Here is a 24,790-nt window from a genome sequence, read left to right on the forward strand (position 1 = left end):
GCCGCCGCTCTTCTGCGTGCCGGGGGCGAGGTGCTGGGCTCGGCTCGCAACGAACCCCGTTCACGAAGGTGAACCCCGTTTTCTCGGGGTTCGTCTTCGTGAACGGGGTTCTCCTCTCGTGGCGTGCCGGGCACCGCGCCTCCTCGGGGCGACACCGGGTCGCGATGAACCCGGTTTCGAACGATGAACCCGTTCGCAACCGGGTTCAACGTTCGCAACCGGGTTCTTCGGCAGAGGAAGACACGGGGCAGGGGCGACTGGCGTGACACCGGGGGGCGGGGGACGAGGAGGCGCGGGGTGGGGGGACGAGGAGGCGCGGCGCGGCTGGGGCGGGCACTGCGCCTCCCCGGGGTCTTGCGTTGACAGGGCGGGGTCTCGCGTGGACGGTGCGAGGTCTCGCGTTGACAGGGCGGGGTCTCGCGTCGACAGGGCAGGTCTCGCGTCGACAGGGCAGGTCTCGCGTTGACAGGGCGAGGCTCGCGTCGACAGGGCGGGTCTCGCGTTGACAGGGCGGGGTCGCTCGTCTACTGTCGTGGAATCGGTTCCATGGAATCGATTCCACGACGAGGCACCGGTGGCGGGGCCCGCAGGGCACCCGCACCACTACGACGAGGTAGAGACCGATGAACACCGTGACGATCAGGGACGTGGCGCAGCGCGCCGGCGTCTCGGCCGCGACGGCGTCCCGCGTCCTGTCGGGCAACCCCGCGACGTCGCCCGAGGCCCGCTCGCAGGTCGAGCAGGCCGCGCGCGAGCTCGACTTTCGTCCGAACGCCCAGGCCAGGGCGTTGCGCTCGACGCGGTCCGACACGGTCGGGCTGCTCGTCTCGGACGTCCGCAACCCGTTCTTCGCCGACCTCGCGCACACCATCGAGCAGTCGCTGCTCGAGCTCGGCTACGTCACCCTGCTCGGCAACGCCAACGAGAACCGCGCGCAGCAGGACCGCTACCTCGACACCCTCATCTCGCGCCGCGTCGACGGCGTCATCGTCGCCCCGCAGGGCACCGACTCGGCGAGCATCGACTCGCTGCTCGCCCGCGAGGTGCCGACCGTGTTCGTCGACCGGACGATCCCGGGCGTCGACGTGCCGAGCGTGACGACCGACAGCACCCCGGGCATCCGCGCCGCCGTCCAGCACCTGGTCGATCTCGGCCACGAGCGCGTGGGCTACGTCGCCGGGCCGCAGAGCGTGTCGACCGGTCGCGAGCGGCTCGAGGCGTGGACCGCCGCAGCCGCCGAGCTGGGCCTCAGCACCGACCCCGACCTGGTCTACGTCGGCGACTTCCAGTCGGCCAGCGGGTCGGCCGCCGTGCACGCGCTGTTCGAGCTCGACGAGCCGCCGACCGCGATCCTCGCCGCCGACAGCCTGATGGCCGTCGGGGCCATCGCCATGCTCAACCGCCTCGGCATGCGCATGGGCACCGACGTCTCGGTGATCGCCTTCGACGACATCGAGTGGTTCTCGCTGCTCGACCCCGCGCTGACCGTCATCGCGCACAGCGTCGAGGAGATGGGCCGCATCGCCGTCCAGCTGCTGCACGAGGTCATCGACGGGTCCACCCCCGACTCGGTCGTGCTGCCCAGCGAACTGATCGTGCGCGAGTCGACGACCCGCGCCTCCCGCGGAAGCGCAGGAGGCGCGACGGGCGGTTCTGCGACGGTCACCTCCGCGACGCGCGAGACCCCCGCGACCCGCGCCTCCTCGTCCCCCACCGGCCCGACCGGCCCGACCGGCACCACCACACCCCGACCCCTCGGCAGGAACTGACCATGCCCCCTTCGATCGACGACGATCGCCCCCTGCTCACGCTCGAGAACGTCAGCAAGTCGTTCGGCCCCGTGCGGGTCATCGACGACGTCACCGTGCACGTCCGGCCCGGCAAGGTGCAGGTGCTGCTCGGTGAGAACGGCGCCGGCAAGTCCACCCTCATCAAGATGATGTCGGGCGTGTACCAGCCCGACGCCGGCCGAGTGCTGGTCGACGGCGAGGCCGTCCACCTGCCGAACACGCACGCCGCCGAGAAGCTCGGCATCGCGACGATCCACCAGGAGCTGAACCTCGTCGCGTCGCTCAGCGTCGCCGAGAACGTCATGATGGGGCGGTTCCCGACCCGGTTCGGCCTCGTCGACCGGCGCGAGCTGAAGAAGCGCGCCCGCGCCGCGCTCGACCTGATCGGGCTCGACGTCGACGTCGACCAGAAGGTCGGCGAGCTCGGCATCGCCCGCCAGCAGCTGGTCGAGATCGCGAAGGCGCTGAGCATCGACGCGCGCATCCTCATCCTCGACGAGCCGACCGCGGCGCTGACCCGCCACGAGACCGAGATCCTCTTCCGGGTCGTCGAGCAGCTGCGGGCCCGCGGCGTCGGCATGCTGTTCATCAGCCACCACCTCGACGAGATCGCCGAGATCGGCGACACCGTGGCCGTGCTGCGCGACGGCGCGTTCGTCGCCGAGCTGCCCGCGTCGACCGACGAAGACGAACTGGTGCGCCTGATGGTCGGCCGCGACATCGAGCAGCAGTACCCGCGGACGCCCGGCAGCCAGGGCGACTCCCCCGTCGTGCTCGAGGTGCGTGGCCTGACCGGGTCGGTCTTCCGCGACGTCTCGTTCGACGTGCGGGCGGGCGAGGTGCTCGGCATCGCCGGGCTCGTCGGCGCCGGTCGCACCGAGGTCGTGCGGGCCATCGCCGGGGTCGACAAGTACGACTCGGGGTCCGTGAGCGTGCGGGGCAGGCGCCTGAAGAAGGGCGACGTCGCCGGGGCCATCGCCGCGGGCGTCGGCCACGTGCCCGAGGACCGCAAGGCGCAGGGGCTCGTGCTGGGCGCCTCGGTGAACGACAACCTCGGCTACGCCACCCTCGCCAGCAGCTCGAAGGCCGGCCTGGTCGACTTCGCCGGGCAGCGCGCGAAGGCCGACGAGGTCGCCTCGACCCTGCGGATACGCATGCGCGACATCGACCAGGAGATCGGCTCGCTGTCGGGCGGCAACCAGCAGAAGGCCGTGTTCGGTCGCTGGATCATCGCCGGCTCGACGGTGCTGCTGCTCGACGAGCCCACCCGCGGCGTCGACGTCGGCGCGAAGGTCGAGATCTACGAGCTGGTGAACCGCATCACCGACGCCGGAGGCGCGGTCGTGATGGTCAGCAGCGAACTGCCCGAGGTGATGGGCATGAGCGACCGCATCCTCGTGATGCGCGACGGAGTCGTCGCCGGCGAGGTCGCCGCGGCCGACGCCACCCAGGACACGCTGATGACGCTCGCGGCGCGCGACGTCTCCGAGACGAACTGACCCGAGAAGCACGGACCGAGGAAGACACCCCATGACCACCACCACCGTGAAGGCGCAGCGACGCTCCTTCGACATCAAGACGTTCCTGGCCGCGAACGGGGCCCTCGTCGGGCTCGTCGTGCTCTGCCTGGCCCTCTTCATCGCGACGCCGGACTTCCTGACCGGCCGCAACCTGCTGAACATCGGCATCCAGGTGTCGACCGTCGCCGTCCTGGCGTTCGGCATGACCTTCGTCATCGTCGCGGGCGGCATCGACCTCTCGGTCGGTTCGGTCGCCGCGCTGTCGGCGATGGTCTCGGGCTGGTTCTTCGCCTCGGCGGGGCTGCCCGGCGGCCTGGCGCTCGCGCTCGGCCTCGGCACCGGCCTCGTGGCCGGCCTGGTCAACGGCTTCGCCAGCGCGTACGGCAAGCTGCCCTCGTTCATCGCGACGCTCGCCATGCTGAGCGTCGCGCGCGGCCTCACCCTGGTCGTCTCGGACGGCCGCCCGATCGCGACTCCCCCGGCCGTGTCGTTCCTGGGCGGCAACATCGGGCCGGTGCCCGTGCCGATCATCGTGCTCGTCCTGGCCGCGATCGTCGCGTCGTTCATCCTCAACCGCACCGTCATCGGACGCTCGATGTACGCGGTCGGCGGCAACGCCGAGGCCGCGCGCCTCTCGGGCCTGCCGGTCAAGCGGATCGTCGTCACCGTCTTCGGCCTGGCCGGGCTGTTCGCGGCCCTGGCCGGCCTGCTGCTCGCCGGTCGCCTCGACTCGGCCCAGCCGCAGGCGGCCTCGGGCTACGAGCTCGACGCCATCGCCGCAGTCGTCATCGGCGGTGCGAGCCTGGCCGGCGGCGTCGGCCGCATCTCGGGCACCATCATCGGCGCCCTGGTGCTCGTGGTCATCCGCAACGGCCTCAACCTGCTGAACGTCACGTCGTTCTGGCAGCAGGTCGTCATCGGCCTCGTCATCGCCCTGGCCGTGGGCGTCGACGTGCTGCGACGCAAGACCCGCAGCAGCTGACCGCCGGGCCCCGTCGAGGGCGCGGCCGCGCGGGTCGCACCGACAGCCGAGGAGGCGCGGTGCGAGCCGGACGCGCGGCGTCGCGCCTCAGCGGAGCGGCGGCAGCTGCGGGGCCCGGCCCTGCGGCCGTCGCCGCGGATGCCGGCCCGGGTCCTCGCCAGCCGACCCGCGCCTCCTGATCTCTCCCCTTTCCCCCCTCACCACCCCAACCCCCGAAGGACACACGATGAAGTTGACCTCGTTCCGCAAGGCCGCCACCGTCACGGCGATCGCCGCCCTGGTCGCGACCGGCACCGCCGGCTGCAACCGCACCCCCGCCGGAGAGGCGGACCGCCCCACGGTGGTCCTGTCGCTCAGCACCCTGAACAACCCGTTCTTCGTCGAGCTGCGTGACGGCGCGACCGCCGAGGCGAAGAAGAAGAACGTCGACCTCGAGATCGTCGACGCCCAGAACGACTCGGCCACCCAGGCCAACCAGCTCGCCACGGCCGCCTCGACGGCCGACGCGGTCATCTTGAACGCCGTCGACAGCGACGCCGCCGGCCCCGCCGCCAAGGCGCTCAACGACGCCGACGTGCCGATCGTGGCCGTCGACCGTGCCGTCAACGGTGCCGACGTCGCCTCGTTCGTCGCGAGCGACAACGTCGCCGGCGGCGAGCAGGCCGCCAAGGCCCTCGCCGAGGCGATCGGCGAGAAGGGCGAGGTCATCGTGCTGCAGGGCGTCGCGGGCACCTCGGCCAGCCGCGACCGCGGCGAGGGCTTCACCAAGGGCATCGCGGCCTACCCCGACATCACCGTCGTCGCGCAGCAGACCGCCAACTTCGACCGCGCCACCGCGCTCGACGTGACGACCAACCTGCTGCAGGCGCACCCGAACGCGGTCGGCGTCTTCGCCGAGAACGACGAGATGGGCCTCGGCGCGATCCAGGCGCTCGGCTCGCGCGCCGGCACCGACGTCAAGGTCGCGGCCTTCGACGGCACCGAGGACGGCCTCAAGGCCATCGAGGCCGGTACGCTCTCGAGCACGATCGCGCAGCAGCCCGCCGAGCTCGGCGCCCTCGCGGTCGACCAGGCGGTCAAGGCGATCGACGGCGGCAGCGGCGACGAGGGCCCCTCGGACCAGGCCGTCGAGGTCATCACCGTCACGAAGGAGAACGTGGGTGACTTCCTCGAATGAGTGGTTCTAGTACGGACGCAGCGGGCGTAGGAGGCGCGGGTGCGGTCGGCGCGGAGGCTTCGGTTCCGGCCGGCGCGGCTGGCACGGGCGGCGCGGCTGGCACGGCTGGCTCGAGTGGTGCCGGCGGCACGGTCGTCGTGGTCGGGTCGATCAACGTCGACCAGGTCGTGACCGTCGACCGCCTGCCCCTGCCCGGAGAGACCCTGATCGGCTCGTCGATGACCCTCTCCCCCGGCGGCAAGGGTGCGAACCAGGCCGTCGCCGCCGCCCGTCGCGGTGCCCGCACCGTGATGATCGGTGCGGTCGGCGACGACGGACGCGCCGACGACGCCTTGCCCTACCTCCGCTCGAGCGGCGTCGACGTCAGCGGCGTCGACACCGTGCCCGGGCCCACGGGGCTGGCCGTCGTCAGCGTCGGAGGCGACAGCGAGAACACCATCGTCGTCGTCCCCGGGGCGAACGGTGCCGTCGGCGCCTCGCTCGTCGACGGGCACGCGGGTGTGCTGGCCGACGCGGCGGTGGTCGTCCTGCAGGGAGAGATCCCCGTGGACGGCATCGCCGCCGCCGTGCAGCACGCCGGCGGGCGCGTGGTGTTCAACCTCGCCCCGGTGATCGACGTGCCGGCGGACGTGGTCAAGGCCGCGGATCCGCTGGTCGTCAACGAGCACGAGGGCCGGCTGCTGCTGGCCGCGTGGGGTGCTGCCGGTTCTTCGGACTCGGCTGCCACGGACTCGGCTGCCACGGGTTCGGCTTCCGGCTCGGACGCGTCGGCCTCTGGCTCGGGTGCGCCCGCCGCGTCGGCCGCCGGTCCGGACGAGGAGGCGCGGGTCGACGACGAGTCGGTCGTCGCCTCCCTGCGCGCCCAGGGGGTCACTTCGGTCGTCATGACCCGCGGTGCCGCCGGGGCGATCGTCTCGGACGCCTCCGGCACGGTGGCGGTCGCGTCGCCTCGCGTGGCGGCCGTCGACTCCTCCGGAGCGGGAGACGCCTTCGTCGGCGCCCTCGCCGCCGGGCTGGCCGCGGGTTCGTCGCTGCTCGAGGCCGCCCAGGACGCCGTGCGCGTCGGGGCGTACTCGGTGACCGGCGTCGGCACGCAGGCGTCGTACCCGACGCTGGACGACGAGTTGCCTGCTGCGGCCGATGCGGCTTCGTCTTCGTCGTCCGCCGATCGTTCTGCCGGTTCTGCCGGTTCTGCCGGTGCTGCCGGTCCGATCGCTTCGGCCGCTACGGCGGGTTCTGCGGCGGACGCTGCTTCGACTGAGGGGTCGGCGGATGTCGCTTCGACTGCCGGGGTGACGTCGTGAAGCGCGGCGGCCTGCTGAACGCCCAGCTGAACCACGCGGTGAGCGGCCTCGGCCACGGAGACCTCGTCGTCGTCGCCGACTGCGGCCTGCCCCTGCCGGCCGGAGTCCCCGTGGTCGATCTCGCCGTCGTCCACGGCCTGCCCGCCTTCGCCGACGTGCTGGACGCGCTGACGACAGACGTGGTGTTCGAGGCCTGCACGGCCGCGGACGAGAGTCACGACTCCCCCGCCGGCGACTGGATCACGTCCCGCTTCGACGACGTGGCCTACGTCTCGCACGACGAGCTGAAGCGGCTGTCGGGTGGGGCGCGCCTCCTCGTCCGGACGGGCGAGGCGACCCCGTACGCCAACGTCGTCCTGCGCTGCGGCGTCCCGTTCTGAGGCACCTGCTCCCCCTCGAACCCCGTTCACGAAGGTGAACCCCGATCAATCGGGGTTCATCTTCGTGAACGGGGTTCTTCCTTGTTCCGCCCCACCGTCCCTCCCCCGGCCCGGCCGCCCTGGCCCACCCATGAACCCGGTTTCGAACGACGAACCCAGAAGCATCCGGGTTCATCGTTCGAAACCCGGTTCTTCGTCGTGCGGGGACGGGCCGGGGCGGGCAGGCGGGCTGGGAGGCGCGGGCAGGAGGCGCGGTGCCGGGCCTCCCGCCGGTCCGGCGTCACCCCTCGAACCCCGTTCGCGAAGGAGAACCCCGATCAACCGGGGTTCACCTTCGCGAACGGGGTTCTTGGCCGTTCCGCCCCGCCGTCCCTCCCCCGGCCCGGCCGCCCTCGACCACCATGAACCTGGTTTCGAACCATGAACCCGGAAGCAACCGGGTTCATCGTTCGAAACCGGGTTCTTCGTCGTGCGGAGGTGGGCCGGGACGAGCAGGGGGGCGGGCAGGCGGGGGCGGGAGGCGCGGTGCGGGAGGCGCGGTGCGGGAGGCGCGGTGCGGGAGGCGCGGTGCGGGAGGCGCGGTGCGGGAGGCGCGGTGCGGGAGGCGCGGGGTGGCAGGCGGAGGGCAGGCGGCACGGTGCGGGAGGGCGGATGCGGCCCTGACCAGGGGCTTCGCAGGGCCCGCCTTCGGGGGTTACCGGAAGCTGAACGCGAGATGTGTCGCTACCGGTCGCCGCGCCTCCTTGTCAAGTTCTTTGTGCACAGGCAGATGTCAAATCGGATGTCTCAACCCCCGGTTTAGACAATCTTTTCCACACAGGTGTGGAATACGAAAAACCCAGGTCAGAGGGAGGTAAACCAACTGAAGTATCTCGTTGTCCACAGCGTGATCCACAGTTCTCCCCAGGGCCGCCCGGCGTTTCTCACCGGTTCTCCCCAGAGTTATCCACAGGTGCATTTGCTGTGGAGAACTCGGTGTCCATAAGGTGTACCCGCGCTCGTCAGGGGTGGGTCACGGCGGTTCGGCAGGGGGATGTCGGGGGTCTGTCGTACAACTGCCCTGAGCGTCTTCGGTGCTGCCCCGCACCCACCCGATTCTCTCTGGAGGACCCATGTCGATCGCCCATCTCGGTCTCGCTCCCGACGCGTCGGACGACCGCGGACGCGACCGTGGGGGCCCCGTCGGCATGGACCGCGTCCCGCCGCACGACCTGCTGGCCGAGCAGAGCACCATCGGCGGCATGCTCCTGAGCAAGGACGCCGTGGCGGACGTCATCGAGACGGTGCGCGGCATGGACTTCTACGTGCCCAAGCACGAGGTCATCTACGACGCCATCCTGGGGCTGTACTCGCACGGCGAGCCCACCGACGTCATCACGGTCAGCGACGAGTTGATGAAGTCCGGCGATCTGTCGCGAGCAGGAGGCGCGGAGTACCTCCACACCCTCACCGGCGTCGTGCCGACTGCGGCGAACGCGGGGTACTACGCGTCGATCGTCGCCGAGAAGGCGGTGCTGCGCCGTCTGGTCGAGGCCGGCACGCGCATCGTGCAGATGGGGTACGCGAGCGAGGGCGAGGTCGTCGACCTGGTCAACAACGCGCAGGCCGAGGTCTACAACGTGGCCGGGGGAGTGCAGACCGAGGACTACGTGCCGCTGAACGAGGCGGTGACGGTCGCGATCGACGAGATCGAGGCGGCCAAGGGTCGTGACGGTCAGATGACGGGTGTGCCGACGGGGTTCGCGCAGCTCGACGCCCTGACGAACGGGTTCCACCCGGGTCAGCTGATCATCGTGGCGGCGCGACCGGCCCTGGGTAAGTCGACGTTGGCGCTCGACCTGGCGCGGGCGGCGTCGATCAAGCACGGGCAGGCGTCGGTGTTCTTCTCGCTCGAGATGGGGCGCAGCGAGATCGCGATGCGGCTCATGTCGGCCGAGTCGAGCGTGCCGCTGCAGAACATGCGCAAGGGCACGGTCGACGCGCGCGACTGGACGAACATCGCGCAGGTGCGGGGGCGAATCAACGACGCTCCGTTGTTCATCGACGACTCGCCGAACATGACGCTGGTCGAGATCCGGGCGAAGTGCCGCCGGCTGAAGCAGCAGCACAACCTGAAGCTCGTGGTGATCGACTACCTGCAGCTGATGACGTCGGGCAAGCGGGTCGAGAGCCGTCAGCAAGAGGTGTCGGAGTTCTCGCGTGCGCTGAAGCTGATGGCGAAAGAGCTGCAGGTGCCGGTGATCGCGCTGTCGCAGCTGAACCGTGGCCCTGAGCAGCGTGCCGACAAGAAGCCCGCGATCAGCGACCTGCGAGAGTCCGGTTCGCTCGAGCAGGACGCCGACATGGTCATCCTGCTGCACCGCGAGTCCGCCTACGAGAAGGACAACCCCCGCCAGGGCGAGGCCGACTTCATCGTCGCCAAGCACCGCAACGGCCCCACCGACACCATCACGGTGGCGTTCCACGGCATGTTCTCCCGGTTCGTGGACATGCCGAGCTAGCGAACCGCCTCGCGGGCGTCGGGTTCGGGTACGCACTGCAGCCCCGAGCTCGTGTTCGCCGCGAGTTCGAGGGCGTGGATCCACGCGGGGTTCACCTGGGGGGTCCGCGAGCCGTAGTACTTGAACAGCAGCAGCACGGCCGGATGCAACCAGATGGTCTGCCTGCCCTTGCCCACCGTCTGTTCGTCGCGCCACGAGAAGTAGAACGACTCCTGCCGTCGCAACTTCATGCCGATGACGATCTGGAAGTGCAGCAGCAGTCGGTCGTCGAACTCCACCGACGCCACCTGGTCGTACGTGAGTCTGCCCATGGTGTCACCCCTGAGAGTGGGCGACGCGAGGCCCCAGCGGCCAGGCGTCGCGGCCCGGGCCCTGCACCAGCCGAGCCGGGTCCTCCGACGGTAGCCACATCACGGGACGGCCACAAGAGCCGCCGGGTGGGCGCCGTCACGTGCCTCGACGTCGGTGCTCATCGGCGTGTGGTCAGCTCTGCGCCAGGTTCGTCACCAGGTTCAGGGTGGTGGCGATCAGGACGGTGCCGAAGAGGTACGACAGCAGCGCGTGGGGGAGCGCGGTGCGTCGGGTGCGGGTGTCGTCGGGTTCGACGTCCGGTGCGGAGTACGACATGCCGATGGTGAAGGCCAGGTAGGCGAAGTCGCTGTAGGTGGGAGGCGCCTCCTGCTTGACGTCGAAGCCGCCGCGGTCGTGGTCGACGTAGTAGATGCGGGCGTACTTCAAGGCGTAGACCGTGTTGACGAGGGCCCAGGCGACCATGGTGGCGAGGATGCCCAGCACGACGGTGGCGACCGACACGGGGTCGCTGGCGTCGCGTGCCTGGACGAGCGCCGTCAGCATGGCCGCGACGCTCGCGAGGCACGCCACGACGAGGGCGTCGTCGGTGAGGCGTGAGCTGGACTCCTCGTTCGCCAGGCGCTCGGTGCCTGCCGGGTCCTGGGGCCAGCAGGCCCGCCACACGTGCACGAGGGCGATGAGGCCGGCCGTGCACCAGGCCGCGAGGGGCCCCAGGGTCGGTGCACCGGCGAGGGCGACGGCCACGCCGACGGCGACCCCGATGGCGACGTAGAGTCCCGTCCGTCGGGGGGACAGGATGCGGTCGTCCATCGGGGTCCTCGGTTCTCGGTCGCGGGGCCGGGCCGGGCCGGTTCGGGTCCGGTCCGGGTGGGTTCGGTCGGATCAGCCGGCCGACGGCACGGCGTCGGGGTGCAGCACGACCTTCGTCCAGCCGTCGTCGCGGGCGTCGAAGTGCTCGTAGGCCTGCGGGGCCTCCTCGAGCGACAGCTCGTGGCTGACGATCCACGACGGCTTCGCCTTGCCGCCGGCGATGAGGTCGCGCAGGGCCCGGTTGTACTTCTTGACCGGGCACTGGCCGGTGCCCATGGCCTGCCCGCGGAACCAGAACTGGCCGTAGTCGAACGGGATGACGCCCTGCTTCGCCAGTTCGTCGGGCGCGCCCGGGTCCTGCGGCACGTAGACGCCGACGACGCCGATGTCGCCGGTGAACCGGACCGACCGCACGAGACGGTTCAGGGTCAGGTTGGGCTGCTCGACGCCGTCGGGGTCGTGGGCCTGGTAGCCGACGCACTCGCAGCCGTTGTCGGCCCCGAGCCCCATGGTCAGGTCGAGGACGGCCTCGACCGGGTCGACGGACGAGTCGTCGATGGGGATCGCCCCGATCTCCTCGATCTTGGCGAGCCGGTCGGGGTGCCGGTCGACGACCATCACCTTGCTCGCCCCCTTGATGATCGCCGAGTAGGCGGCCATCGCGCCGACCGGCCCCGCCCCGTAGACGACGGTCTGGTCACCGGGCTTCACGTGGGCCATCTCGGTCGCGTGGTAGCCGGTGGGGAAGATGTCGGCGAGCATGACGTAGTCGGTCTGCCGTTCTTCGGCGTCCTCGCCGAGGCGCAGGCAGTTGAAGTCGCCCCAGGGCACGCGCAGCAGTTCGGCCTGCCCGCCGGGCCACGGGCCCATGTCGGCGAACCCGAAGGCGGCTCCGGCCCAGGCGAGCTCGGGCTGCGCGGTGAGGCAGTAGTTGGTCAGGCCCCGTTCGCAGTTCTTGCAGTGGCCACAGGCCACGTTGAACGGCAGGACGACCCAGTCGCCTACCTGCACCTTGTCGACGGCCGAGCCGACCTCGATCACCTGGCCCAGGTTCTCGTGGCCGAACCAGCGGCCGGTCTCGAAGTCGGTGCGGCCCTCGTACATGTGCAGGTCGGACCCGCAGATGTTGGTGCTGGTGATGCGGACGAGGACGTCGGTGGGCCGCTCGATGCGGGCGTCGGGGACGTCGCTGACCGAGACCTTCCTCGGGCCCTCGTAGACGACTGCTCTCATGATCTCTTCCCTTTCTTCGGTGGTGGGGTGACGGATGACGGAGGCGCGGTGCCGGGTGGTGGGGGAGGCGCGCCTCCTCGGGTGGGTGGGGCGCGCCTCCTCGGGGTGACGGAGGCGCGGTGTCAGGTGCCGGGACGGAAGACGGCGCGGACGCAGCCGTCGTCCTTGGCCTTGAACATCTCGTAGCCCGCGGGCCCCTGTTCGAGCGGGAGGACGTGGGTGGCGAGGTGCTCGGTGCTGATCTCGCCGGCCGCGATGCGGTCGAGGATCATCGGGATGTAGCGGTGGCCGTGCTGCTGGGCGCCGCGCAGGGTGAGGCCCTTGTTCATGACGGCTCCGAGGGGGAACTTGTCGACGAGTCCGGCGAAGACGCCGAGCGTGAAGACGCTGCCGCCCTTGCGGCAGGCGTAGATCGCCTCGCGCAGTGCGGTGGGCCGGTCGGTCTGCAGTCGCAGCTGCTGTTTCACCTGGTCGTAGAGGTGTTGGACGCCGGTGCCGTCGGCCTCCATGCCGACCGCCTCGATGCAGACGTCGGGGCCGCGGCCGCCCGTGCGCTCCTTGAGTTCGGCGAGGACGTCGTCCTGTGCGAAGTCGAGGGTCTCGGCGCCGATGTGCTGCCGTACCTGGTCGAGCCGCTCGGGCAGTTGGTCGATGACGACGACCTGCTCGGCACCGAGCAGCATGGCGGCGCGGGCGGCCATCTGGCCGACGCCGCCGGCACCCCAGACGGCGACGGTGTCGCCGGCGGTGATGCCGGCGAGGTCGGCGCCGGTCCAGCCGGTGGGGGCGGCGTCCGAGGCGAAGAGGGCCGCCTCGTCCGAGACGCCGTCGGGGACGGGGAAGGCGCCGTGGTCGCCGTAGGGCACCCGGACGTAGTCGGCGTGGCTGCCGGCGAAGCCGCCCAGTGCATGGCTGTACGCGAAGCATCCGCCGATGGGGGAGCCCCAGAGGGTCTCGGTGATGGCCGGGTTGGGGTTGCCGTTGTCGCACAGCGAGAACAGCTCGTGGGTGCAGTACCAGCAGCGGCCGCAGGCGACGAACGAGCAGACCACGACGCGCTCGCCCACCTTGCGCTCGCGGACGGCAGACCCGACCTCGACGATCTCGCCCATGAACTCGTGGCCCAGGACGTCGCCCGACCGCATGGTGGGGATGTAGCCGCCGAGCAGGTGCAGGTCGGACCCGCAGGTGGTGCTGAGGTGCACCTTCACGATGACGTCCTGGTCGTTGAGGATCGTCGGGTCGTCCACGGTCTCGACCGAGGTCTCGTTGACGCCGGTCCAGGTGAGGGCTCTCACAGCAGTCCCTCCTCGTCGGCACGGTCGGTGGCTTCGTCGACGAGGGCACCGGTGGGGGTGGCCTTGCGCTCGCCGTGGGGTGTCGGGTCGACGCGCAGCACCTCGTCGGCCTCGATGACCTGCTTGGCCCGTCGGAGTGCGACGCGGATGCTCTCGGCGGCCTCGTCGGCGTCGTCCTTCGACGGAGCGGGGTCGCGGAGGCGGGCGCGCAGCTCGGTGCCCTTGTCGCCGGCGGCCGGTCGCATCTCGACCTCGACGCGGTCGCCGAGGTCGGCGAGGAAGGGCGGTTTGTGGCCGTCGGCGCAGACGTGCTCGGGGTCGGCCAGGACGGTGACGGCCTGCCAACGGGCTCGGGACTCCTGCGGGGAGCCGGCGCCCTCGTCGGGCCGACGGTGGTGTCGTCGTCCGACGACGACCGCGGCGGCGGCGGTGGCCACGGCGGCGACGCCGGCGGCCCCGGCACCGGTCAGGCGGCCGGCCATCAGACGGCCCGCCACGGCGGGGGAGCGGGGGTGCCCCGCTGCTGATCGGTGGTGCTCATCACGACCTCCTCGGTTCGCGCGGTTGCGCAGTTCTCTGGATGGATGAGCGGGTGGCAGGGCCCTGGATCTGCCCACCCTGCCGCCCGTTCGCCCCCAGTGTGCGCACGCCCCCGACCCCGGCGTGAGACAACTTTTTGGCTCTTGACAGCACCTCGAGGCCGCGAGTTGCGTGGGTGGGATGGCGGCCGGAAGGAGGCGCGGCGTGTGTCGGGGGATCGGCCCGGCTAGCCGATGCCCGCGAGTAGAGGAGGCGCGGTGAGGGTCGTCGTCGAGACGTGTCGGAGGGCTCGCGTGGGCTGGCACGGGTGGTGACGGCGGTGCACGTGCTCCTGTTGTTGCAGACGCTCGTGGTCGCGCTGTCGCAGCTGAACCGTGGTCCCGGGAAGCGTGCCGATGAGAAGCCCGCGATCAGCGACCTGCGGGAGTCCGGTTCGCTCGAGCAGGACGCCGACATGGTCATCCTGCTGCACCGCGAGTCAGCCTATGAGAAGGACAACCCCCGCCAGGGCGAGGCCGACTTCATCGTCGCCAAGCACCGCAACGGCCCGACCGACACCATCACGGTGGCGTTCCACGGCAAGTTCTCGCGGTTCGTCGACATGCCCAGTTAGCCAGTTCTTGTGTGAACGACTCACGCAAAGAGTCGCTGGCTCTCATAAAGTGTCGCCGCATGCCCGGAGCGACAAATCAGGTCGCCCAAGCCAATTGCTCTACGGCTGCAAGGCGCCTCATATATTCACGGTGTCAGTTCACGGGATGTCCTCGCGACTCATCACAGAGCCGGTAGGGACTCGTCGCCTTCGCATTCAACTTGTCGCCGAATGCGTGGTTCCCAAGAGAGCTGTTGGTTGCTCCTGCTTTGTGTCGAGGTCGGTCCAAGCTGGCTCGACCTCGCCTCCTGCTCGCCAGAAGGTGAACTCCCGAAGCGAGACGCGGTCGCAGATCGTGTCGAGCGCGAACTATTTCAGCCGAAGAAAGCTCCCACTCCCGGCGAGGCTGCACCGGAGCCGGACGGTGTGTGGGAGCGAGCCACCTGGCACACGCCCCTCCACGAAGGCGTCTTCGCCATCCGATGAGCCTGACGCCGCCAAGTACATCATCCAGCGGCCATCATGGGTTCAGGGTGATCAGCAATTCACTGGCATCCTTGTCACGAAGTCGTCTACGCCCTGTCGCCACCGCGCGCCGCGGATCAGGAGTGGGTGCAGCGATTCTCCAACGTGGTCATCGGATATCTCGTTCACGAGTTCTGCTTACGCACGCCTGCGGCGTCGTGCACTGGGGGCCGGAAGCTCATTCGCGTGAAGCATCTGGGCGTAGCGATCGAACAGGACACTTTGACGTTGCTCTTCAGTCACGTCACTGTCGATACCAAAGAGAGCATCCACCCGCTCATCCAGGCGAATGTGAGCGTCCCGGAGATCTTTTGGCATGACGACCGAGTCGTATAGGTGGGCGAGGGAGCTGGAAGCGTGAAGAGCCCGTACAGCGACGATCGCCTGGCCCGCTTCGATCAGCGAGGCTCGTTCCTCGTCGGTCATATGGCGTAGCGGGAACGTATTCCAGACCCCGAGCTTGCTGAAACGGAGATCGGACTTGATTCGACCCCCGACGGCTTTGAGCCAGGCCAGGAACATCGAGCTGGAGATGACGGCCAAACCCATTCCCGTTGGGTCTGCGGCGATAAACGTGGCGTCGCTGGCGATGACATCGGGCGTGTAGTGGCCGGCGGGGAAGTAAGGCCGGGACTCGCTCACATGACGCGCGATCGCGAGGTATTCGCTTGTCGGCTGCGAGATTTGGCGGAAGAGCGTCGGCTGTCCGTACTCACGCGTGCTCAGCGCATGACTGCTGGCCCGGAACTCCTCGACGGCGTCGACCCGCTCGCGGAGGAAGGGGCTAGCGGAGACCTCTGCGGCTGAAACGCCGGGGAGCCAGAGGCACCAGCGAGGAGTGTTGTGGATCACCTCGCGGGCACCCACGTAAGGGCGTAGGTACTGCGCCGCAATCGCATCTGCGCGGGCTGCATCAATGTCGCTTTGATCGACGACGAGGTGTCCGCCATCGGAGGGTTTGTTGCCGTAGGTCACAGAAGGCATGTCTGGCGCGAGAGGGTGGCTTCGAGGCACCACAACAATCGAGGGTCCCTCGACCAAGTAGGGCGTGATGTTGGTGACCTCGCGGCGTCGGGGCTCGGAGAAGGCAGTGTCGTATTCGTAGATCGTCTTGGGTCGTTTTGAGGTGCCTTTGGAGGCGCCGACGATGATGACGTGGACGACGGCGCCGCCGGTCGCCTCAGTGGTCCAGGCGAAGGTCTGGTGGGCGAAGTCGATCTCGAAGCCTTCAGCGAGCAGCGTCCCCCAGAGCGGTGCGACCTGCTCGCCCTGGCAGATGGAGTTGGTCGAGACGAGAGCGAACCGACCTCCCGTGTCGCCCAGGTACGAGACGGCTTTACGGTGCCAACCGCTGACGTAGTCGAGGGTGCCGTGGTAGCTCTTGCCCCAGACCGCCTTGAGTTGTTCGGTCTGGGCTGCCGACCGCAGAGAAATTCCGATGAAGGGCGGGTTGCCGAGAACGTAGGTGGCAGACGTGGGCTCGAGAACGTCGGACCAGTCGACCTCGAGCGCATCACCGTGCACGATCGTCGGCGCGATCGAGATCGGGAGTCGATCGGGTGCGAAACCAAAGTCTTGGGCCATGCGCTCGTTGGCGAGGTGGTCGACCAGGAGCATGGCGGTCTCGGCAATTCGGGCCGGCCACTCTTCGATCTCGATCCCGTAGAAGTGGTCGAGGGTGACGCGAATGTCGCCAGTTACGTCGAAGCTTTGCTGTCCACGACTCGCGGGAGTGTGGAGCCCCTCAAGGATGTCGAGATCCTGCTGCCGTTTCAGCAGCTCCAACTCGAGTGCCCGTAGTTCCCGGTACGTGACGATGAGGAAATTTCCGCAGCCGCAGGCGGGATCGAGGAACCGCATGGCGCCAAGATCCGTGTGCAGTTTGTTCAGCCCCTTACGGTCGTTCCAGGCCGCGTCCAGGCGATCCCGGTATTCGTCGAGGAACAGCGGCCCGATGGTTTTGAGGATGTTGGCTTCGGTCGTGTAATGCTCGCCGCCACGCCGGCGGGCGTCTCGGTCTTTCACCGTCTGGAACATCGACCCGAACACGGCCGGGGAGATTTTCGCCCAATCAAATCGGCAGGCCTCGAGGAGGGTGGCGCGGAATTCTGCCGGCAGCGGCGGCAACGTGAGTCGTTGCTTGTATAGCCCGCCGTTGATGTAAGCGAATTCGGCCAAGGGGCTGCCTTCGTCGAGGCTTCGCTTGCTGGTGGGTAGGTCGAGGACGTCGAACAGCTCGGGGAGCTGCAGGTGTAGATCCTGATCGGTGGTGTGGTTGCCGAGGTAGCTGTCGAACATGTCCGCTCGCCACATTCCACCGTCGTCTCCGAACAGCAGGAAGAGCAGGCGGGCCAGGAGCAGTGTCGAGTCGATCTCGGGCACGCCGGCCGCGTCAAGCTGGGCGTAGAGGGTTTTCATCAATCGGGCAGCCTGGACCGACGCTGCTTCCGCTTCCGCATCGAACGCGGCGCGCATTCGAGTCAGCAGTTCGAGGAGGGTGATGTCGTCTTCCAGGTCGATGGCGATCGTCTCGAGCTGATTGAGGAGGTGGTCGTCTTCAGCGCCAATGGTGTGGGCGTGAACGAGCAATTTCGCGTTCGCTCCTGAGAGTTGCGCTCGACGCGGCCAACGCCATTCTTGGTGCTCTGTGTCGGCGAAGATGACGAGCCGCTCATGGCTTGTCTGGCCGATCAGCTCGTCGATGATTCGTTGCGATCGCCGCGGGGGGAGGACGTCGCAGAGCCAGATGCGCAGGCCTTTGTAGCTGGCGACATTGTGGAGCGTGAAGCTCACGCCCTCGACCTGGACAGTGGTGTCCGGTTGGTCGGGGTTGTTCCAGCCGAGTTCTTCGACGAACAGAGTGCGGAAGTCAGCTCGATCGACGAGCTGGAGGAGGTAAGTCGGACTGGTCATGAGATCCCCATACTGCTTACGATTCGCACCGGGTCGTTTCCGGTTCGGCTTTCGACGACGAGGCGGCCTTCACGGTGTAGCGCTGCGAGGCGAGCCGACAGCTCCTCGTCGCTGGCCCCTGAGCTGAGGGCACGACGGATGCGGCGCTCGGCTTCAAAGGTGAGGGGGTGCTGGTAGAGGGCGTCGAGGGCAATATCGGCAGCCTCGCCGTGACTGATGACTGAGTCGCCGAGACGCCGCCAGACAGTTCGACGGACTCCCCGCAGCCGGCCTGCGATCGCCCCTGGAGTCGCCAGCGGGCCCCGCACCAGAGCGGCCAACAGATCCTCGTGGTCCTCGATCAATGGCAGCCCCTGGTCGTCTGGGGCAGCTTGGAAGGCATTCAGGGCCTCGTGACCGGTGAGGAGGCGCGTGGAGCCGTCGTTGTCGACAAGGCCGTAGCCATCGACTCCCGCCTCCGTGCGGACGTAGGCGGCAACCCCGCCGTGGACCGGATCTCCGATGCGTCGGGCTCGCGTGGAGTCGATCAGGTCTGGGAGCCGCGCGACTCGCTTGGCGAGATCCGGGTTGTTCTCCTCAGCCTCACGCCAGTACTGGTACGCCAGGCTCGATGCGTCGACCTCGTCGGTGGTGTCGGTGTCGTCGAGGATGCCGTTGTACAGGTCGGTGATGGCCTTAACCTCTTCGGCTGTGCCGAAGAATTGCTCGTCGGACCCGAAGGCTTCGGCGTTCGCCTTGAGGCGGTCCGCGATGCGCTCGCGAAGGGTGATGGCCGTGTCGAGGGATTTGTGGAACAGCGTGTAGATAAGAACCTGGTCGGATTGCTGGCCGATTCGGTCTACGCGGCCGGCGCGTTGAATCAATCGGATGATGGCCCAGGGGAGGTCGTAGTTGACGACGATGTGGGCGTCCTGCAGGTTCTGGCCCTCGCTAAGAATGTCGGTGGCGACGAGGACGCGGATTTCTTCCTCAGCCTCGGCTGTCGTATCTGTCTCGACGAGCTGCGCGTTGGACCGGGGGGAGAACCGGTGCGCGAGATCGGTGGGATCAGAGGTTTCTCCGGTTGCGAGGCCGACGTTTGTCACGCCAGCCCCCTCAAGTGCCGCGGCGACGTAGTTGGCGGTGTCTTTGTACTCCGTGAAGATCAGGATCTTCTCGTTCGGGTGTTGCTGCGTGACGAGTTCGATCAGGGCTTGAATCTTTGAATCGACAGCCGGCGACCAGGGGCCGTAGGAATGCAGCAGTGCGACAAGCTCACCGCTGTCTTTTCGGAGGTCGTCGAGGAGGCGTTTGGTGAAAAGCGCCGGCCGCACCCAGATGACGCCACGCGGATCGGCTGATACGAGTGCGTCGTAACGGGCTTTCGGTGAGTCCGCGTCGTACTCCGCTGGGTCGACTTCCGTCGCTGTGACGTCCTCGTCTTCGGCCAGGCTGGTGTCGACGATCGTGCCCGTGGGGATGTCGAGGTTTTGTTCGAGGGCGTAGATAAAGAGCTGATTTCGGGCGATGTGACGCCTGAGCGTGAGCTCGTAGGAGTGCCCGCAGGACGAGAGTCGCTTATAGAACGTGGTGCGGACGAAGCCGGCTACGTTGCCGCGGCCGCGGGCGAGGTCTTCGGCCAATTTCTTCTCGTCGTCAGTGCGATCGACGCCGCGGGCGAGGTAGCTTCCGAGCCGGTAGCGGGGCAAGGTCAGGCCGCTCAACGTGTTCAGGGTGTCGTCATCGGCCATGATCAGCGCGGGGTCGTCGGTGCCGAACGAATGATTGATGGGGACTGGCACGCGGACGGGGAACCGGAAGCGGTTGCCGTCGGAGAACTCGAGGTATTTCCGGCCCTCGTCATCCGTCTTCGAGTAGACGTTTTCGATGAACGAGCGTGTGCGGCGGACCAGGTGCTCGCTCATGAGCCGCTTCCAGTCGTCTGGGTCTTCGGAGCGTCGGAAGGCATCGAGGGTGGTGATCTTCTGGTCGACCTTGTCCGCGAGGGTGGGATCTTGTGCGAGCGCGTTCGTAGGCGAGATCCCGAGGTCGTCGTCGGGGCCGATGTAGAGGGCGAGCTGGTTGGCCACGTCTCGGAACCGAAGGTTGTACGGGGTCGCCGTCAGCAGGAGCGCCTTCGCGTCGACGGCTTGGATGTAGTCGCGGATGGCGACATAGTCGCGGCGCGTGTCGTTGCGGAGGGTGTGGGACTCGTCGACGATGACAAGTCGGTAGGGGCGCAACTCGGGCAGGATTCGGTGCGCCATCGAGTACGGGACAACCCGGCCGTGGATGTCGTACGCCTCGAGGTGTTCCCGCCACATCGTGACCAGGTTCTTCGGGCAGATGATCAACGGGACGTAACCGTCTTCGCGCAGCAACAGCGCGACGGCGATCGCCGTGAGCGTCTTTCCGAGCCCGACGACGTCGCCGAGCATCGCCCCGCCACGAGTGATGATTCGGCGTGCAAGAGTGCGGACGGCCGTCTGCTGATACTCGAGCAATTTCTCGTCGATTTCCACCGGCACCGAGTACTCAGCGAGCCCCTCCCGCACGTCTCGGGACATGTCGTAGCAGACCTTGAGAAACACCTCGTAGGGCTTACGAGGCAGAGTCGTGGCCCAAGACTCCTCCAGCAGCTCCAGCAGCTCGTGAGTGACGGTGCGGCTAAAATTGTCTTCCCAGCGGTCGGTGAACCACTGATCGAGATCCTTGGCCGCGGTCGTGTCAACGACGTCGACGTTGAGCTCGAGGTTATGGCTCAACCCGGGAGCCGTCAGGTTGGACGAGCCCACGAACCCGACGATGGGGTTGTTCAGATCCTGACGATGGAAAACGTACGTCTTGCCGTGCAATGGTCTGCGGGTGAAGACCTTCACTTCGACTCGCCCTGCCCGAAGGTGCTCAGCCAGAGCCCGGAGCGTCCGTCGATCGCTGGCGGTAGGAAGGCCTCGCATGAGCTGCATGCGGAGTTGCTCTAGGAGAATCGCTTTGCGCTCCCGAGCGATCGAGCCATCCGCCTCTGGGGAAACGGCACCGTCGACCGATGACTGCAGATCCGCCAGAGTCTCTTCCTGGGGGCCGGACATCACCATGCCGATCAGGATTCGCGCTACAGGGCCGTCGTGGTCTGTCACCTTGCTCGTGACGATGCCATCGAAGTAGCTCCAGCCCCGCAGATTGAAGTAGCCGACCGCGGCGTCCATTCGGTCGAATGCTTCGAATGTCAGATGCAAATGCGGGCCGAGCTGAGTCTCGGTCGTAATGTTGTCGAAGATTCGCGTCACTGTCACATCTTGGTCGATGGAGCGCGCTATCGTGCTGGCGGCACGCCAGATGTAGGGCACGTGTAACAATTTAGGCATGGGAGCGCTGCGGTACGAGAAACCGCCGGTCGAAGGTCGACGTCCGCTGTTCCCGAGTGACCCGGAGCGTAATTTCCGGGCCGACTAGTGGACTCGAAGCCTTCCGGGCCAGCAATGGGGCTCGTACTTTGACTGCGGCGTCGAGGTGGCTCGGTTGGGGGTTGACCCTGGCTTCTTTAGTCACCGGCAGCCAGGGCGGGATGCGATGTACATAATTTGGTTCGAGGTCAGCAACGCTGTTCGGTTCGATCACGAGGTGTGGCCGCCGAGGAGGGTAGGAACGAGCCTGATGTGAGGGCTTGAAACGATCGAGTAGCGGTGATGAGATCTACCTAAGCCCACGGATGACGCCTGGGGGCGGTGGCAGAAGCAAGGCTGGAGTGACTGCCGATGCGACCGCTGTCGTGAGTCGGAACCGCTGCTCATGTGGACGGCTAATCCCGAATGAACTGCTCGACGCAACGACATCGCACTACTGTCGGGTTATGACGGACTGCTACGACCCGCGCGATCCGAATGTCTACGCGGCCAAAGATGGCTTCGCGATGGACGCGATCTCTGATGCTGTGGACAAAGCGAGCTAGGGACCAGCTTTTGTGCGCGCGGGAGCGGCGGGGAAAGACTGGGGCCGACTCAAAGCGGTACCGTGACGCCCTGCAGCCGATCTGCGGTTTAGAGCTTTCAGATGGGCCGGGTATCTACCTCTGATCGCGCGCTGGTGTTCCGGATTACGTGGGCACGGCGGTGAGTCTGCGGAAGCGGCTGTCGACCCACCTTGGTGCCGGTTTATGTCTTGCCGGTTTGTCATTGCGGGGGAACGTCTACGAGCTGCTGTTTCATGTGCCACCCAATGTCACTGACAACCCGACGCGTCAGAACGTCACTACCAAGAGCTTTCTCCTAAGATAAAGCTAGGGACGCCCGAGGGACAAGCCTGTAGGTAATGGATCAGTCGCGGAGTGCGTGACTGTGCGCGTTTTGACCCGATCTGCGATTTTGAGAAGACCGCGAGACGAGCGCCGTTAGACGGTCGTCTAGCGGACACAACGGAGCCCTGACTCAGTGACTGCGGGCGTACGGGCCCTCATCAGCACGCCTTCCGTTCAGGCGTCTAGATCGCGCGGAACGCTGCTCGGTCGTAAAGAACCAGGTGTGCCTGGGCTCTGCGCAATACTTGCGGTAGGACGCGAGGATGCGTCGGGGTTTAGGGGGAACCGTGATTCAAACCATCGAGCACATCGATCGGATCGGCACACTTCATGGACTAGATGGGTCCGCATTTCCGCTCGCGGGGCTCTCGCTGATCTATGCGGTGAACGGGTGCGGCAAGTCAACCTTGGCTGCCGTTCTGGCTGCCGCCGGCAGCGGGGACGGGCAGGCCCTAACTGAACGGCGGTCCCTAGGGACTACGGGCGATCCGCACGCCCGCTTGCTGCTGGCAGACGGAACAAAGCGTGTTCTCAACAACGGCACTTGGACAGGTGTGGCCCCGCACACTCACGTGTTCGATACGCAGTTCGTAGATCAAAACGTTCATACAGGAGGGGAAGTTAGCCCATCGCACAGGCAGGGACTCCTCGGAATTGTCATAGGGCAAACCGCTGTCGAGCAGCAGGAGGCACTAGAGGCTGCCCAGCTACTTGTCGGGGCTGCCAAAGATGAGGTGCTGAGGCTTGACCGTGAGGTGGTCGCTATGGCGCACGCCATAGATCCAGCCGCAACGCTCTCGGTGTTTGAGAACATCCAAGTCCTCGACGAGGGAGAAGCTCAAACGCAGCTCGAGAAAGCTGAGGCGGCGCTCACCGCAGGCCGGAGCGTCTCTCAAATCCTGGCCCTGCCGATGCCCTCGGAGTTGCCCCACACCGAGGTCGATCTAACGGATTTTTCCGAGGCACTTAGTCAGCCCTTGTCCGCGCTCCACGCCGAGGCTAGGCACCGCGTTGCGGAGCACATGGCTCACATCGACGCGGGACATAACGCTCTCAGCCCAGAGTCGTGGCTCCGAGCTGGCTTAACTCTTGCCCCTGAGAACGAATGCCCGTTTTGTGGACAAAGCACGGTTGGCATTGAGCTGGTCGACCTATACGCCGAATTCTTCGACACCGCATACGGGGACCTGCGGGAACGTGTCGACCGCTTGCGAGTACGACTAGGCAGCTCCGCGCAGGAAAATCGGTCCAAGTTTCTGACGGCCGAATATGAGCGCTCCCGTGCAGCGGCAGCGGCGTGGGCAAGCCACGTTGACGTCTCGGCCCTACCTGAACTTGACGCAGTCACTGGAACTCTTGCCAGTATCGGCGCTCTTGTGGACGACCTCATTCGGCGCAAAATCGACAGTTTTGAAAAGCCCCTCGATGCGGGCGGCGATGACGACACGCTCACCGTTTTTGCGCATGCGTTGCCTCTTGTCGTTGAAGACGTGAATGCAGCCGTTCGAGTGGTCCGAGAGGAGATCAACCTGTTCCGTGGCTCCCTCACGGTGGCAGGCGTGCCTCAGCTCGAACGGGAACTCGCTTATGCTCGGCTAGCCAGTCTCAGGCGGAGCGATGATGTCGTGCGCCTTCTCGCGGACCGATCAATGGCGAAAAAAGAGGTGAGAAAGCAGGAGGGCCTAGCCACGAAAGCTCGCGCAGCCAGTAAGGCCGCCATGAACCAGACTCTTTCTGAGTTCGAACTGGTCATCAATGGTGAGCTGATCAAAATGGCCGCACAATTCACCATCGAGAAAGTCACCTCGTCCTTCGTGGGAGGAACAAGTCGGGGAAACTACGGCCTGAACCTTCGTGGGACATCAATCGATGTGTCCAGTGGGATTCCGCCATTTCGCCTTGCGCTAAGCGAGGGCGATAAGCGCACTCTCGCCTTCGCGTTTTTCTGCGCAATCGTGCTTCGCGAAAGTGACCTTCGAGGGCACGTGGTTGTCGTTGACGACCCTGTTACGAGTCTCGATGCACACAGGCGTAGGCACACAACTAACACATTGAATGAGATGTCCCTTAGGGGTGCTCAGGTCATTGTCATGGCGCACGACGCGACTTACCTGCGGGACGTCCGGCAGGTGTTCTCGAAGAAAAAGAAGGACAACTACAACGCGCTTCGGACGTCGACGGAGTTGCAGCTAAAACGACCGAGCAGCAGCGATTCGATGCTCCTGGCTCATGACCTAGATCGGGAATGCGAGAGCACGTACTTCCGTCACTACCGGCGGCTCAGATCGTTTGTCTCCGGCGAGAGTGAGGATGGTGCATTGGTCGACCACATCGTGGCGGCAAACGCTGTTCGACCCCTCGTCGAGGGTTATCTACATCGACGTTTCCCGGGACGTGTGCCGGAGAAAACGCTCGGAGCTGTGATCGTCGAAATCAACCAGTCAACGGCTCCGGATGTCTTGCTGCACGCAAAACCCCTTGTCCCAGAAATTAGTGACATCAATGACTGGGCTGCCGGTCTCCACCATGACACCCAATCGGACTACGCAGGGCAAAGCCCTGACCCGCACGAAGTGGTCGCGTTTGCCCTTCGCGCCCTGAAAGTCGTGCACGGCGAGCCATAGAGCAGCACACGGCGCT

General features: G+C 67.0%; 15 protein-coding genes and 1 pseudogene. 9 read left to right on the top strand and 7 right to left on the bottom strand.

Annotated elements, in window-relative coordinates:
- Positions 1 to 623: 623 nt before the first annotated feature.
- From AC3CCI_RS07160 to dnaB, 7 genes are all read left to right on the top strand, one after another.
- Positions 624 to 1,769, top strand: coding sequence for a LacI family DNA-binding transcriptional regulator (locus tag AC3CCI_RS07160; protein WP_488628542.1), 1,146 nt, complete (start codon positions 624 to 626; stop codon positions 1,767 to 1,769).
- A gap of 2 nt (positions 1,770 to 1,771) precedes the next feature.
- Positions 1,772 to 3,289: a sugar ABC transporter ATP-binding protein gene (locus AC3CCI_RS07165; RefSeq protein WP_488628543.1), complete on the top strand. Its 1,518-nt coding sequence runs from the start codon at positions 1,772 to 1,774 to the stop codon at positions 3,287 to 3,289.
- A gap of 31 nt (positions 3,290 to 3,320) precedes the next feature.
- Positions 3,321 to 4,292, top strand: coding sequence for an ABC transporter permease (locus AC3CCI_RS07170; RefSeq protein ID WP_354593960.1), 972 nt, complete (start codon positions 3,321 to 3,323; stop codon positions 4,290 to 4,292).
- A 226-nt stretch (positions 4,293 to 4,518) separates the two neighbouring features.
- The gene (locus AC3CCI_RS07175; RefSeq protein WP_488628544.1) at positions 4,519 to 5,469 is read left to right on the top strand and encodes a substrate-binding domain-containing protein; all 951 of its coding nucleotides are present in this window, start codon (positions 4,519 to 4,521) and stop codon (positions 5,467 to 5,469) included.
- A gap of 137 nt (positions 5,470 to 5,606) precedes the next feature.
- Complete coding sequence (locus AC3CCI_RS07180) at positions 5,607 to 6,773, top strand: ribokinase (RefSeq protein ID WP_488628545.1); 1,167 nt, start codon at positions 5,607 to 5,609, stop codon at positions 6,771 to 6,773.
- On the top strand, positions 6,770 to 7,153 hold the full coding sequence (gene rbsD, locus AC3CCI_RS07185; RefSeq protein WP_173208412.1) for a D-ribose pyranase: 384 nt from the start codon (positions 6,770 to 6,772) through the stop codon (positions 7,151 to 7,153). The genes AC3CCI_RS07180 and rbsD overlap by 4 nt, the downstream gene beginning before the upstream one ends.
- A gap of 1,112 nt (positions 7,154 to 8,265) precedes the next feature.
- Positions 8,266 to 9,654, top strand: coding sequence for a replicative DNA helicase (dnaB, locus tag AC3CCI_RS07190; RefSeq protein WP_354593956.1), 1,389 nt, complete (start codon positions 8,266 to 8,268; stop codon positions 9,652 to 9,654).
- On the opposite strand, the gene AC3CCI_RS07195 is transcribed toward dnaB, so the two are convergent.
- The 5 genes from AC3CCI_RS07195 to AC3CCI_RS07215 all read right to left on the bottom strand — a co-directional run bounded on the left by AC3CCI_RS07195 (position 9,651) and on the right by AC3CCI_RS07215 (position 13,789).
- A complete protein-coding gene (locus AC3CCI_RS07195) occupies positions 9,651 to 9,965 on the bottom strand; it encodes a DUF7882 family protein (protein WP_488628546.1) in 315 nt (104 codons plus the stop codon). The two genes, dnaB and AC3CCI_RS07195, sit on opposite strands and share 4 nt — an antisense overlap.
- A gap of 172 nt (positions 9,966 to 10,137) precedes the next feature.
- The gene (locus AC3CCI_RS07200) at positions 10,138 to 10,776 is read right to left on the bottom strand and encodes a DUF1345 domain-containing protein (protein WP_354593954.1); all 639 of its coding nucleotides are present in this window, start codon (positions 10,774 to 10,776) and stop codon (positions 10,138 to 10,140) included.
- Positions 10,777 to 10,848: 72 nt separating this feature from the next.
- Entirely contained in the window at positions 10,849 to 12,009 is a 1,161-nt protein-coding gene (locus tag AC3CCI_RS07205; RefSeq protein WP_488628547.1) for a glutathione-independent formaldehyde dehydrogenase, read from the bottom strand.
- Positions 12,010 to 12,131: 122 nt separating this feature from the next.
- The gene (locus tag AC3CCI_RS07210; protein WP_488628548.1) at positions 12,132 to 13,307 is read right to left on the bottom strand and encodes a zinc-dependent alcohol dehydrogenase; all 1,176 of its coding nucleotides are present in this window, start codon (positions 13,305 to 13,307) and stop codon (positions 12,132 to 12,134) included.
- Positions 13,304 to 13,789 carry a hypothetical protein gene (locus tag AC3CCI_RS07215; RefSeq protein WP_354593951.1) on the bottom strand — a complete coding sequence of 162 codons (486 nt, stop codon included), beginning with the start codon at positions 13,787 to 13,789 and terminating at the stop codon, positions 13,304 to 13,306. Before AC3CCI_RS07215 ends, AC3CCI_RS07210 begins: the two co-directional genes overlap by 4 nt.
- Positions 13,790 to 14,097: 308 nt before the next feature.
- Between AC3CCI_RS07215 and AC3CCI_RS07220 the strand changes: the two are divergent.
- Positions 14,098 to 14,460, top strand: a pseudogene (locus AC3CCI_RS07220) (DnaB-like helicase C-terminal domain-containing protein); the annotation flags it as partial.
- Between the two features lie 642 nt (positions 14,461 to 15,102).
- Here the strand turns inward: AC3CCI_RS07220 and AC3CCI_RS07225 are convergent.
- Together AC3CCI_RS07225 and AC3CCI_RS07230 are read right to left on the bottom strand one after the other, a co-directional pair.
- Positions 15,103 to 17,877 carry a class I SAM-dependent DNA methyltransferase gene (locus AC3CCI_RS07225; protein ID WP_488628549.1) on the bottom strand — a complete coding sequence of 925 codons (2,775 nt, stop codon included), beginning with the start codon at positions 17,875 to 17,877 and terminating at the stop codon, positions 15,103 to 15,105.
- Positions 17,874 to 21,203, bottom strand: a complete 3,330-nt coding sequence (locus tag AC3CCI_RS07230) for a helicase-related protein (RefSeq protein WP_488628550.1) — start codon at positions 21,201 to 21,203, stop codon at positions 17,874 to 17,876. Before AC3CCI_RS07230 ends, AC3CCI_RS07225 begins: the two co-directional genes overlap by 4 nt.
- Before the next feature lie 1,234 nt (positions 21,204 to 22,437).
- Between AC3CCI_RS07230 and AC3CCI_RS07235 the strand changes: the two genes are divergently transcribed.
- Positions 22,438 to 24,774, top strand: a complete 2,337-nt coding sequence (locus tag AC3CCI_RS07235; RefSeq protein ID WP_488628551.1) for an AAA family ATPase — start codon at positions 22,438 to 22,440, stop codon at positions 24,772 to 24,774.
- Positions 24,775 to 24,790: the final 16 nt, after the last annotated feature.

The organism is Frigoribacterium sp. CF331, assembly GCF_057787905.1.